We start from the raw sequence: 12,241 nt of genomic DNA on the forward strand, positions 1-12,241 counted from the left end.
ACAGGCGCCCGGCACCGGGCGTTCAGCGTTCGGTCACGGGAACTCGACCACCTTCGAGGGGATCGTGTCCGTGCCCGACGTCGGGGCGCCGGTGTCGTTGATGACGTGCGCGTACTGCCCCATGCCGCCGAGCGAGATCACCTGGACGTGGTGGAACCTCACGTCCGGGTGCACGGGCGTCTGGAACCCGTGGTCCTGCACGATCGTCGGGTCGGACGTGTAGTTGCAGTAGGAGCCCAGCGCCCATGCCTCGTGCGAGGTGACGTGGTCGGCGACCTTGTAGGCCGCGTAGCCGACGATCCCGTCGTGGGTGATCGCCTCCTCGTTCGGGGCGTCGTACGCCTTCTCGTTCTGCAGGAAGATCGTCCGGCCGCCGTTCCCGTTCCAGAGCACGTCGTACTTGTTGAAGTGCTCGACGAACAGGCCGGTCGCCAGGACGTCGTCGCCGTTCACGACGAAGCCGTAGTCGGACCGGTTGGTCTCCCAGCCGACGCCGGCGCCGTGGTCCGCGCGCCAGATCCAGGTGTGGTCCACGAGCACGTCGTCGCTGTTCACGACGACGGCGTGGGTGGCCAGCCCGGGGCCGGCCCCGCCGACGCGGGCGAACACGTCCTGCACCGTGGTGCGGTCGTCGCTGTGGTCCGCGGACGCCCCCGGCTCGCCGATACGCAGCAGGTTCTCGGAGTTCTGCGGCCCGGCGTCGATGAGGAAGCTCGCCAGCCGCACGCCGTCGACGTCGGCCACGTGCATCGCGTCGACCCCGCCCACGGGGATGATCGTCGCGTAGCCGAGGCCGAGCACGATCGTTCCCGGTCTGGTCACCTCGATGGTCTGGTCGACGTGGTGGATGCCGGGCGTGAGCAGCAGGTGCAGACCCTGGTCGAGGGCGGTGTTGATGTCCGCGGCCGTGTGTTCCTCCCGCACCACGAAGAACTCGCTGAGCGGGATCGACTCGCCCCCGGCGTTCGCGGGCCAGCTCACGCCCCGGCTGTTCGTGCGCTCCGCGGGGTTCCACACGGCGTACTCGTCGCCGTCCAGGTAGAGGAACGGCTTCTCCCGTGAGATCGGCGTGGTGTCGAGCGTGGTGTACGGCCCGTCGGCGAAGTTGGTCGCCGGGGCGCCCTCGACGCCGGTGAACGTCATGTTCCAGACGCCGTTGACCCAGCCGCCGACGGCAGAGTCCCGCGTGAACCACTGCTGCTGCGAGTACGGCCCGACGGCGCCGTCGACCCTGCTGTCCGCGATGTAGCCGCCGGACGCCCAGCCGTAGCCGTTGGGTGCCAGGTTCAGGCCGCCGAGCACGTGGATGCGCCGGAACGGCGCCGCCTGGGCGACGGCCCAGCGGTTCGTGCCGCTCACCGGGTTGATCGAGAGGTTCTCGGCCGAGCGCCAGAAGTTCTGGGTCGCGTTGCCGTCGAACCAGCCGGCGTCGACGGTGAGGTCGCCGTTGATCCGCACGTCGTCCGGGTTCAGGCCGAGCCCGGACACCGACGTGTAGAACCCGAGCTGGGCGTTGATGCCGTGGTAGGTGCCCGGCTCGAGCAGGAACTGGTACCGCCCGGTGCCGAACTGGTCGGACTCCATCTCCGCGAACGCCTCGTCGAACTGGGCCTGGATGTCCCCCATGGACGGGTCGAGGACGTGGACGTTCGGCCCGAGGTCGCCGCCGCCCTGCACCGGCGGATCCTCGCCGTCGTCGGTGACGTGCACGGCGACCTCCCAGAGGGACACGCCCCACACGGTGGCGCGCTGCTCACCCACGACGCGCACGTAGCGGCCCGCGCCCGACACGGCGTGCGAGACGTCACCGCCCGTGGAATCCTCGACGCGTTCGAGGGTGCGCCACGCGGCGCCGTCGTCGGACACCTGGACCTCGTAGACGCTCGCGTACGCGGCCTCCCAGCGCAGGTCGACGCCGCAGAGTTCCCGGACCGACCCGAGGTCCACCTGGATCCACTGCCCGTCCGCGAAGGACGACGACCAGCGGGTGCCGGGATCGCCGTCGACGGCGGCGGACGCCGGGAACGCGGCGCCTTCCACGGACGACGCCTCGGCGGGCCGTCCCTCCGCCGCGTTCGTCGTGGCGCAGGCCGCCGTCGCGCCGACGGCGGCGGCGTCCCGGGAGTCGAGCGGTGCCGTGCCCGGCGCCGGCCCGGCGGCCGGAGGGCCGGCGGCGGCCACCGGGGTCAGGAGAGCGGGTGCGGAGACGAGCGCGGCCGCCAGGGCCAGCGCGATCCCCCGTGATCTGTACCTCATGGCAACTCCTCAGGCCCGCGACACTGCGAGCCAATAGGTTACTTACCTGTCAGTTTGTTAACTGTAGCGGACCCTTTCCGCGGACAACACCCCTGGTCGGCACAGCCGTGTCGGACCCGGCCGCGCGACGATCCGACAACAGTCCGGCGGCGACTATTGACCGTGGGCCCACGGGTTCCTAGAGTTACCTCGTTCTTGAAACGATTCACGGGTCGTTCCCGGCCCGCTCACCTCGACGAGGAGGTACCCGCGTGCAGACGGACGACCCGTCGGCGCCTCCGGCGCTGGAGCTGTCAGGGGTCACGAAATCGTTCGGTCCCGTCACCGCCCTGCGGTCCGCGAACCTGCGCGTCGAGACCGGCTCGATCCACGCGCTCGTCGGCGAGAACGGCGCGGGCAAGTCGACCCTCGTGAAGATCGTCGCGGGCCTCTACCGCCGCGACGGCGGCGCGCTCGCACTCGACGGCGCGCCCGTCGACTTCCACAGCACCGCGGAGTCCAAGGCCGCCGGGATCGCGGTCATCTACCAGGAGCCCACCCTCTTCCCCGACCTGTCGGTCACCGAGAACATCTTCATGGGCCGTCAGCCCACCGGACGGTTCGGGCGCATCGACCGGCGGGCGATGCGCCAGGAGGCGCAGGCCATCTTCGCCCGGCTCGGTGTACGGCTCGACCCCGACCGGCCCACCGACGGCCTCTCGATCGCGGACCAGCAGATCATCGAGATCGCCAAGGCGATCTCCCTGGACGCCCGAGTCCTCGTCATGGACGAGCCGACGGCGGCGCTCAGCGGCATCGAGGTGGACCGCCTCTTCGCCGTCGCCCGCGGCCTGCGCGACGAGGGCCGGGCGCTCGTGTTCATCTCGCACCGGTTCGACGAGGTCTTCGACCTGTGCGACACGGTCACCGTCATGCGCGACGGCGCGTACGTCGACACCCTGCCCGTCGCCGGCACGACGGTCGACGAGCTGGTGCGGATGATGGTCGGCCGCGACGTCGCCGAGCTCTTCCCCAAGCTCCCCGCCGAGGTCGGCGACGACGTGCTGGTCGTCGAGGGGCTCACCCAGCCGGGAGTGTTCCACGACGTGTCGTTCACGGTCCGGGCCGGGGAGATCGTGGGCCTCGCCGGCCTCGTCGGTGCGGGACGCAGCGAGGTCGCCCGCGCGGTGTTCGGCGTCGACCCCTACGAGTCCGGTTCGGTCCGGGTCGACGGCGAGCCGCTGCCCCGGGGCAACCCGCGCGCCTCGATCGCCCGCGGGCTCGCCCTCGTCCCCGAGGACCGGCGCCGGCAGGGCCTCGTGCTCGACCAGACCGTCGCGCGCAACGTCACCCTCGCGATCCGCGAGCGCCTGGCCCGCTGGGGACTGGTGTGGGACGGCCTGGAGAACGCGGCGGCGCGCACGTGGGCGAGCCGGCTCGAGGTGAAGACGGCCGCGCTGGACGCCGAGACCGGGACCCTCAGCGGCGGCAACCAGCAGAAGGTCGTTCTCGGCAAGTGGCTGGCGTCCGATCCCCGGGTGCTGATCGTGGACGAGCCCACCCGCGGTATCGACGTGGGAACGAAGGCCGAGGTGCACCGGCTGCTGTCGCGGCTCGCGCAGCAGGGGGTGGCGATCCTCATGATCTCGTCGGAGCTGCCCGAGGTGCTGGGCATGGCCGACCGGGTGCTCGTCATGCGCGAGGGCCGCCTGACGGGCGAGCTGGACCGCGCGGACGCCACGCCGGAGGCCGTCATGCGTGCCGCGACCACCGAGGAGGCCGTCCGATGACCGCGATCACCACTGCCCCTGCGCTCCTGGCCGGCGCCGGGCGGCTGCTCCGGGCGCGCGAGACGGGGATCGGGATCGCGCTGGTGCTCGTCGTCGTGGCGGCGACGGCGCTCAATCCGGCCTTCGTGTTCTCGGCCGATGGTTTCCGGGACCTGCTGCTCACGCCGTCGATCCTCATGGTGGTCGCCGTGGGGCAGGCGGTCGTGATCGTCACCCGGAACGTCGACCTGTCGGTCGGGTCCGTGGTCGGGCTGGTCGCCTACCTCACGGGAACGCTGCTGCGTGACGTACCGGGGATCCCGATCGTCGTCGTGGTCCTGGCGGGCGTCGGGTTCGGGGCGGCGCTCGGGCTGGTCAACGGGGCACTCGTGGCCTACGCCAGGGTGCCGGCGCTCGTCATCACGCTCGGCACGATGTACGTCTACCGGGGCGTCAACGTCGCCTGGACGGGCTCGGACCGGATCAACGCCTCGGACCTTCCAAGTGCCTTCCGGGCGCTCGGCACGGGAAAGCTGCTCGGCATACCGATCCTGACGCTGCTCGCCGTCGTGGTGCTGGTCGCGGCCGCGTGGTACCTGCGCAACCTGCGCAGCGGACGTGAGCTGTACGCGATCGGCTCGGATCCCGCGGCCGCGCAGCTGTACGGCCTGCGGGTGACGCGGCGGGTGCTCGCGGCGTTCGTCGCGTGCGGCGCGCTCGCCGGGCTGGCGGGCGTGCTGTTCGCGGCGCGGTACGGGACGGTCAGCTCGAACGCCGGGTTCGGGTGGGAGCTGCAGGCGATCGGCGCCGCGGTCATCGGCGGGGTCGCGATCTCGGGCGGTGTGGGCACCGTGTGGGGCGCGGCGCTGGGGGCGTACCTGCTGCTGACGATCAACCGCGCGCTGCCGATCATCGGCGTGGACGACTTCTGGCAGCGCGCCGTGGTGGGCGTGCTGATCATCGGCGCCATCGTGCTGGACCGCGTCCTGGCGGTGCGGCAGCACCGCCGGCTCGTCGGGCAGCGCGAGGAGCAACGTGAGGAGCAGCGCGGGGAACAACGGGAGGACCAGCGGGAGGGGACGCCATGAGCGAGGTCTCGACGGGGTCGGCCGACGGGGTCGGGACGGTCCCGTCCGGCGGGGCGGACTCGGCGGCCGGCCGTGCCGTCGCCGCGGGCCCGAACGGCGGGCGGGTGTACGCGGCGCACGCCCGGCCGCTGTGGCGCCGGGTTCTGGTGACCCGGGAGGCGTCGATCATCGGGCTGCTGCTCGCGGTCGTCGCGGTCGCGACGGTCGCCGTGCCCAACTTCGACAGCCCGCTGACGACGACGTTCCTGCTGCGGGAGATCACGCCGATCCTGCTGGTCGCCCTCCCGATGACGCTGATCATCGTCACGGAGGAGATCGACCTCTCCGTCGCGAGCGTCATCGGCCTGTCCAGCGTGGTGGTCGGCCTGGGGGTGCAGGCGGGGTGGCCGTTCCCGGTCGCGGTGGGGCTCGCCGTCGTCGTCGGGGCGGTCGCGGGGGCGGTCAACGGCGCGCTGGTGACGTTCGTCGGGCTCCCCTCGCTCGCGGTCACGATCGGCACGCTCGCCCTGTTCCGCGGCGTCGCGGTGGGGCTGCTGGGGACGACGGCGATCAGCGACCTGCCCGAGTTCTGGACGGGCCTGACCCGCGAGAACATCCCCGGGACGCCGATCCCGCTCGTCATGATCGTGTTCGCGGCGCTGGCGCTCGTGTTCGCGGTGGTGCTGCACTTCACGCCGGTGGGGCGGTCGCTGTACGCGATCGGGCTCAACAAGGAGGCGGCGGCCTTCTCGGGGATCGACGTCGGGCTGACGAAGTTCTGGCTCTTCGTCACCTCGGGGGCGGTCGCGGGGTTCGCGGGCGTCTACTTCACCCTGCTCTACAGCAACGCCCGGGGCGACAACGCCATCGGGATGGAGTTGCAGGTGATCGCGGCCGTCCTGCTCGGCGGCGTGTCCATCTTCGGCGGGCGCGGCGCCCTGCACGGCGTGATCGCGGGCGTGCTGCTCATCGGCGTGCTGGGCAGCGCCCTACGGCTGTCGGGCGTGACGAGCGACATCATCACGGTCGTGACCGGCCTGCTGCTCATCGGCTCGGTCACCTCCGCGCGGGTCCTGGCCCTGGCACATCAACGGCGGGCGCGGCCGGGACGACGCGGCGGGATCGCGCAGGTCCCGCCGGGCTGACCGCCGTCGTCGGCCGAATCCCCTGGGAACGGAAGCACTACGAGAGGAAACGACGATGTTCTCCACGAGAAGGAACACCCTCGGCGCGGTGGCGACGGCGGCGGCCGCCGTCCTGCTCCTGGCCGCCTGCGGTGGTGGCGACGGCGGCGGCACGGCCGACGACGGCGACGTGTCGGTCACCTTCCTGCCCAAGAACCTGGGCAACCCGTACTTCGACACGTCGAACGCGGGCGGGGCCGCGGCGGTCGAGGAGTTCGGCGGCACGTTCGCCGAGGTCGGGCCGACGGAGGCGAGCCCGACGTCGCAGGTCAGCTTCATCGAGACGGCCGCCCAGCAGGCCGTCGACGCGCTCGTCGTCTCCGCCAACGACCCGGAGGCGATCTGCGACGCGCTGGACGAGGCCTCCGGCGTCGGCGTCAAGATCGTCACGTTCGACTCCGACACCAACCCCGACTGCCGCGACGTGTTCGTCAACCAGGCCACGGCCGAGGGCATCGCCTCCGCGCAGGTCGACCTCATCACCGAGCAGATCGGCGACGAGGGGCAGATCGCCATCCTGTCGGCGTCGGCCAACGCGACCAACCAGAACGCCTGGATCGAGCTCATGGAAGCCGACCTCGAGGCGAACCACCCGGACGTCGAACTGGTCGAGATCGCGTACGGGGACGACGACGACCAGACGTCGTTCGACAAGACCGCCGCGCTGCTGCAGACGTACCCCGACCTCAAGGGGATCGTCTCGCCGACCACCGTCGGCATCGCGGCGGCGGCCCGCTACCTCTCGACCTCGGAGTACCAGGGCGAGGTGGCGCTCACGGGCCTGGGCACCCCCAACCAGATGCGCGAGTACGTCAAGGACGGCACCGTCGAGGCGTTCGCGCTGTGGAACCCGGAGGACCTCGGCTACCTCGCCGCCCACACCGCCAACGCACTGGTGACCGGAGAGGCGTCGGGCCCCGGCGACTCGTTCGAGGCCGGCGAGCTGGGCACCTTCGAGATCGACGACGACGGCGTGGTCCTGCTGGGCGACCCGTTCGTGTTCGACGCCGACAACATCGACGACTTCGACTTCTGACGTCGCCGATGAGGTCGAGCCGGGCCCCGCAAGGAGCGATCCTCGCGGGGCCCGGCCATTTCGGCCACTCGGCACACGACCGACGTCAGGCCGCCGCCCGCGAGCGCGGCCCCTCGTACGCCTCGGGGTCGAACCCCCTGACGAGCAGCCAGACCGCCAGGCCGATCTCGAAGAGGGCCCCCGGGATCAGCAGCACGAGGCTGATGTGGACGCCGAAGAGCTCCGCCGCGGACCCGGCCGCGTGGAGGACGTAGCCCGCCAGGCCGAGACCGGCCAGCCAGCGCGGCACCAGGCGTGTCCGGTACAGCAGCACGACCAGGACGAAGGCGCCCACCGACAACGCCAGCTGCCCCGCCTGGTAGCCGAGTTCGTTGGCGTCGAGGGCCAGGTTCGCGAGAGGGGTAGCCCAGCCGCCGGCCTCTGGCCCGGCCTCCGCGCTCTCGCGCGCCAAGGGGACGAGCATCAGCACGGCGAGCGCTCCGGTGGCCATGAGGACGACCTGAAGGATCATCGCCGCGAGGTAGGTCAGCGCCGTCTTCCTGCCGTACTGGTCCACCACCGGGAAGAACAGGACCGCCTTGCCGATGTCCGCCGCGGTGTTGGTCAGCATGAGGAAGGCGCCGAGGGCGAGCAGCGTCGCATGCGCGGGGACCGAGGCGAGGAGGTCCTGGCCGTCGGCGACGGAGGTCACCAGGGCGTTGCCCGTTCCGTACAGGAGGAACCCGGCGAGGAACAGGATCCCGATCAGCCGGGAGGTGAGCATGCGCGCGTCCAGGCGCGAGGGCGTGGTCAGGGTGGTCATGGATGAGTTCCTTCTCTGGGGTGAACGGACGCGCGCGCCGTCGTCGTACCGACCGCGCGGCGGTTCGTACTTAGTACGACTGCTACCGTACACAGTACGAAGCCCTGCGTGAAGCCCTGAGAGCGGCCAGATGACCGACACCCCGAAACCCACGACGGCGGCGCCCGCCCGGCAGCGGCTGAGCCGCGAACGCGTCCTGGCCGCGGCCCTGGCGATCGCCGACCGTGGCGGGCTGCCCCGGCTCACCATCCGCTCCCTCGCGAGCGAGCTGGGCGCCCGGCCGATGTCCGTGTACCACTACGTCTCCGGCAAGGAGGAACTCCTGGACGCCCTCGTCGACGCCGTCTTCGAGGCGATCGACTCGCCGGACCCGGACGGCGACTGGCGCGAGGAGATCAGCAGGAGTGCTCGCTCGGCGCGCGCCGTCCTCCGGGAGCACAGCTGGGCGATCGGCCTCCTGGAGTCCCGCACCTCTCCCGGGCCCGCGACGCTGCGGCATCATGACCGGGTCCTCGCGTGCCTGCTGCGCTCCGGCTTCTCCCCCGAGCTGACCGCGCACGCCTATGCGCTCGTCGACAGCTACGTCTACGGCTTCGCGCTGCAGGAGGCATCGCTCCCGTTCGACGGCCCGGACACCGTCGGCGGCGTCGCCGAGCCGATCATGGAGCGCATGGGCGCCGGCGAGTACCCCGCGATGGTCGAGATGGCCACCACGCACTACCTCCGGCCCGGATACGACTGGGCGGACGAGTTCGACTTCGGGCTCGAGCTCATCCTCGACGGCCTGGAACGACGGCGGAGCTGACGGACCGGCCGTCGAGTCCGGCCGGGCGGCGGGGCGGGCGGGGGCACCCGGCCCGGGCAGCCGGTCCGGGCGACCTGAGTCAGGAGTTCAGCCGCTTCTCCAGGCCGTCCAGCATGACGTCGAGCCCGAACTCGAACTCGGCCTGGTCGTCGCACCAGCCCAGCGTGGTGGACGCCTCGTGGGAGAGGTGCTGCGCCATCCGCGCGAGGAAAGGCATCTCCTCGGCCAGCGCCGCCATGTCCGCGAGCGCCGCCTGCTCGTCCAGGTCGGTCTCCGTCACCGCGGGCGCCTCGAGCTCGAAGAGTTCCGGGGCGAAGCCGAGGGCGCGCGGGCCGAAGGCGTGCAAGGCGTGGTGGATGGTGTCGAGCGAGAACCCGCCGGCGGCCAGGGTCGCGCCGAACTCGTCGAAGTAGCGCATCAGCTCGGGCCCCATCGTGCCGTGGGTGCTGATCAGGGCGGGGGCCCAGCGGTGCACGAGCAGGGTGGACCGGGCGGTGAGGATGCGGCGGCGCAGGTTGGTGCGCCAGTCGGCCGGGTCCTCGGGAGCCGGGAGGGCGTCGCAGGCGGTGTTGATCTCGCCGATGACCACCTCGACGAGGGAGTCGAGCAGGTCGTTCTTGCCGGAGACGTGCCGGTACAGCGCCATCGCCTCGACCCCGAGGAGGTCGGCGACGGACCGCATGGTGATGCCCTTCAGGCCGTCCCGGTCGGCGACCTGGACCGCGGCCGCCTGGACGCGGCCGCGGTTCAGGGGACGACGGCGGTGCTGTGTCTCGGTCACCATCGCATTCTCTCCCGGGAGTTCACCCCGCGGGGTCTTGCGTCGTCGACCCTGTTTACGTTGTAATCTTGTTTACAAGATAAACAACCTCGAAGGGATCGGTCCCGTGACCAGTACCGCTCCACCCGGCACCCTCACCCATCCGCGCGACGCGGCGGTCGCCGCGGGCGTCGCGACGCTCGGCATGGCCGTGGCGGGCCCTTTCGCCAACATGACGGTCCTGGGCCTCGCCGGCCCGGGCCCCGACGGGGCGGCCGAGCGGATCGCCGCGGGCCAGGCGCTTCTCGGCCTGGCCATCACGGCGTTCCTGCTCGTCGCGATCCTCGACGTCGTCCTCGCCTGGGCCGTCTGGCGGTTCTTCGGCAGCGGCCACCGCGAGCTACCCGCCCTGGCCGCCTGGCTCCGCGTCACCTACGCCGCGGTGCTCGCGACCGCCGTCGGGCATCTCTCCACGGCGCTCGGCATCGCCACCGGCCCCGCCCCCGACGACGCCGCGGCCCGCGCGGCGCTCGATCAGTTCACGGCGACCTGGCAGCTCGGCCTGGTCGTGTTCGCCGCCCACCTCGCCGTGCTCGGCGTGATCGTGCTCCGTGACCACGTCACCCCGTCGCTGCTGGGCGTCGTCCTGCTCGTGGCGGGCTTCGGCTACGCGGCCGACGGCGTCGCCCGCCTCTTCCTGCCCGACGACGCCGTCCTCCTGACCGTCCTCACCGGGCTCCTCGTGGCCAGCTCCCTGCTGGGCGAGGTCGCGCTCGGCATCTGGTTCCTCGTGCGCGGGGGGCGGTCGCGATGAGCACGGTCCTCACGGTGCTCGGCGTGATCGCGGGGGCGGTCGTCCTCGTGCCGGCCCTGGCACTGGTCGTCCTCCTGATCGGCTTCCGCACCCAGAACGCGCGGATCCTGGGGACGATGCGCCGCTTCAACCGGGCCGTCACCAACCGCGCCCAGCGCGCCGCGGGCACGGAGGGCAACCCGACGGGGCTGCTGCACCACCGGGGACGCACGAGCGGCCGCGAGTACGTCACGCCGATCGGGCCGAGTCCCGAAGCGGGCGGGTTCGTCGTCGCCCTCCCCTACGGGCCCGGCACGGACTGGCTGCGCAACCTCCAGGCGGCCGGGTCCGGCGTCCTCGAGTTCGACGGCAGGACGTACCGCGTGGACCACCCGGAGGTGGTGCCGATCGGGGAGACGGTTCTCGCCGAGCGGGAGGCCAGAACGATCCGCGCCTTCAACCTCGAGCACGCGCTGCGGCTCCGGGCCACCGAACAGGCGGGCCCCTGAGCCCTGCGATGGCAGCGTCGTGGCGCGGCCAGCATGCTGGGGGCAGGCGGACGGGAGGGGGAGGCGTTGGACGAGCAGAGCCTGATGATGCTGGCGCTGATCACGCTCGCCGCGGTCGTCGCGCCGTTCCTCGCCGACCGGGTCGAGCCGCGGCTGAAGGTGCCGTCGGTGGTGTTCGAGATCCTGCTGGGCGTGCTGCTCGGGCCGGCGCTGCTCGGCCTGGTGGAGAAGACCGACGTCGTCGACGCGCTGAGCGATCTCGGGCTGGCGTTCCTCATGTTCCTGGCCGGGTACGAGATCGAGGTGGGGCGCGTCGTCGGCGGGCCGCTGCGGCGGGCGACGTGGAGCTGGCTGGTCTCGCTCGTCATCGGGCTGGGCGTCGGGCTCGCCGTGGGCGGGACGGACGCGGGCCTGGTGGTGGGGCTCGCGCTGACCACCACGGCGCTCGGCGTGGTGCTCCCCCTCGTCCGGGACGCCGGCCTCAGCGGTACGCGCTTCGGCGACGGCGTGCTGGCGGTGGGGACGATCGGTGAGTTCGGGCCGATCCTGGCCATCGCGTTCGTCCTCAGCGGCCAGCGGCCTGCTCATACGCTCGCCGTGCTGGGCGTGTTCGCCGCGCTCGCCCTCACCGGGGCGTGGCTCGCCCGCAAGCCCCGTCATCCCCGGCTTGGCCGCCTCGTCGCGGCCACGCTGGGCACGAGCGCGCAGGTCGGGCTCCGGTTCTGCGTCTTCCTGGTGATCGTGCTGTTCGCGATCACCGAGTGGCTGGGCCTCGACCCGGTGCTCGGCGCGTTCACGGCGGGCCTGCTCGTGCACCTCTTCCTCGAGTCGGGCGACCCCGCCGAGGCGCGGATCGTCGGGTCGCGGCTCGAGGGCATCGGGTTCGGGTTCCTCATCCCGATCTTCTACGTCGTCACCGGGGTCGGCCTGGACGTCGGGTCGCTGTTCTCCGACCCGGCAGTGCTCCTGAGCGTGCCGGTCTTCCTCGTCCTGCTCCTGGTGGTGCGCGGCGTCCCGACCTTCCTCCTCCACCGCCGTGACCTCCCGCGGCGCGAGGCACTGGCCCTGTCCACGATGGCCTCGACCGCGCTGCCCCTCATCGTGGTGATCACGACGGCGGGCGTGTCGAGCGGTGCGCTCGACGAGGCGCAGGCCGCGGCGCTGGTCTTCTCGGGAGTGCTGTCGGTGCTGCTGTTCCCGGCCCTGGCGGAACGGATCGGCGCCATCCACGCCCCGGAGGCCCCGGACGCCCGCGCGGAGGAACGGGACGACCGCCTCTGA

11 protein-coding genes are annotated in these 12,241 nt (G+C 72.0%); 8 read left to right on the forward strand and 3 right to left on the reverse strand.

What is annotated here, in order from left to right:
- Positions 1 to 33: 33 nt before the first annotated feature.
- Entirely contained in the window at positions 34 to 2,256 is a 2,223-nt protein-coding gene (locus tag IIE03_RS07935; RefSeq protein ID WP_192862212.1) for a discoidin domain-containing protein, read from the reverse strand.
- Positions 2,257 to 2,507: 251 nt separating this feature from the next.
- On the opposite strand from IIE03_RS07935, the gene IIE03_RS07940 reads away from it, so the two are divergent.
- From IIE03_RS07940 to rhaS, 4 genes are read left to right on the forward strand one after another with little or no spacing between them, the layout of a single operon-like run.
- Positions 2,508 to 4,025 carry a sugar ABC transporter ATP-binding protein gene (locus IIE03_RS07940; RefSeq protein ID WP_192862213.1) on the forward strand — a complete coding sequence of 506 codons (1,518 nt, stop codon included), beginning with the start codon at positions 2,508 to 2,510 and terminating at the stop codon, positions 4,023 to 4,025.
- On the forward strand, positions 4,022 to 5,092 hold the full coding sequence (locus tag IIE03_RS07945; protein ID WP_192862214.1) for an ABC transporter permease: 1,071 nt from the start codon (positions 4,022 to 4,024) through the stop codon (positions 5,090 to 5,092). Before IIE03_RS07940 ends, IIE03_RS07945 begins: the two co-directional genes overlap by 4 nt.
- Positions 5,089 to 6,216 (forward strand): ABC transporter permease, encoded by a 1,128-nt coding sequence (locus IIE03_RS07950; RefSeq protein ID WP_192862215.1) that lies wholly within the window; start codon positions 5,089 to 5,091, stop codon positions 6,214 to 6,216. The genes IIE03_RS07945 and IIE03_RS07950 overlap by 4 nt, the downstream gene beginning before the upstream one ends.
- Positions 6,217 to 6,271: 55 nt before the next feature.
- On the forward strand, positions 6,272 to 7,291 hold the full coding sequence (rhaS, locus tag IIE03_RS07955; protein WP_192862216.1) for a rhamnose ABC transporter substrate-binding protein: 1,020 nt from the start codon (positions 6,272 to 6,274) through the stop codon (positions 7,289 to 7,291).
- A gap of 85 nt (positions 7,292 to 7,376) precedes the next feature.
- Here rhaS and IIE03_RS07960 read toward each other — a convergent pair whose 3' ends face one another.
- Positions 7,377 to 8,093, reverse strand: a complete 717-nt coding sequence (locus tag IIE03_RS07960; RefSeq protein WP_192862217.1) for a DUF4386 domain-containing protein — start codon at positions 8,091 to 8,093, stop codon at positions 7,377 to 7,379.
- A 130-nt stretch (positions 8,094 to 8,223) separates the two neighbouring features.
- On the opposite strand from IIE03_RS07960, the gene IIE03_RS07965 reads away from it, so the two are divergent.
- The gene (locus tag IIE03_RS07965) at positions 8,224 to 8,898 is read left to right on the forward strand and encodes a TetR/AcrR family transcriptional regulator (protein WP_192862218.1); all 675 of its coding nucleotides are present in this window, start codon (positions 8,224 to 8,226) and stop codon (positions 8,896 to 8,898) included.
- A 79-nt stretch (positions 8,899 to 8,977) separates the two neighbouring features.
- Here the strand turns inward: IIE03_RS07965 and IIE03_RS07970 are convergent, their stop codons facing one another.
- Positions 8,978 to 9,679 (reverse strand): TetR/AcrR family transcriptional regulator C-terminal domain-containing protein, encoded by a 702-nt coding sequence (locus IIE03_RS07970; RefSeq protein WP_318842869.1) that lies wholly within the window; start codon positions 9,677 to 9,679, stop codon positions 8,978 to 8,980.
- Between the two features lie 106 nt (positions 9,680 to 9,785).
- Here IIE03_RS07970 and IIE03_RS07975 point away from each other — a divergent pair, with 106 nt between their 5' ends.
- The 3 genes from IIE03_RS07975 to IIE03_RS07985 all read left to right on the forward strand — a co-directional run bounded on the left by IIE03_RS07975 (position 9,786) and on the right by IIE03_RS07985 (position 12,241).
- Positions 9,786 to 10,472 (forward strand): DUF4386 domain-containing protein, encoded by a 687-nt coding sequence (locus IIE03_RS07975; protein ID WP_192862220.1) that lies wholly within the window; start codon positions 9,786 to 9,788, stop codon positions 10,470 to 10,472.
- Positions 10,469 to 10,960, forward strand: a complete 492-nt coding sequence (locus IIE03_RS07980) for a PNPOx family protein (protein ID WP_192862221.1) — start codon at positions 10,469 to 10,471, stop codon at positions 10,958 to 10,960. The genes IIE03_RS07975 and IIE03_RS07980 overlap by 4 nt, the downstream gene beginning before the upstream one ends.
- Before the next feature lie 66 nt (positions 10,961 to 11,026).
- Positions 11,027 to 12,241 (forward strand): cation:proton antiporter, encoded by a 1,215-nt coding sequence (locus IIE03_RS07985; RefSeq protein WP_225997449.1) that lies wholly within the window; start codon positions 11,027 to 11,029, stop codon positions 12,239 to 12,241.

Origin of the sequence: Myceligenerans pegani, from assembly GCF_014892515.1 — a bacterium.
Taxonomy (GTDB): Bacteria; Actinomycetota; Actinomycetes; order Actinomycetales; family Cellulomonadaceae; genus Myceligenerans; species Myceligenerans pegani.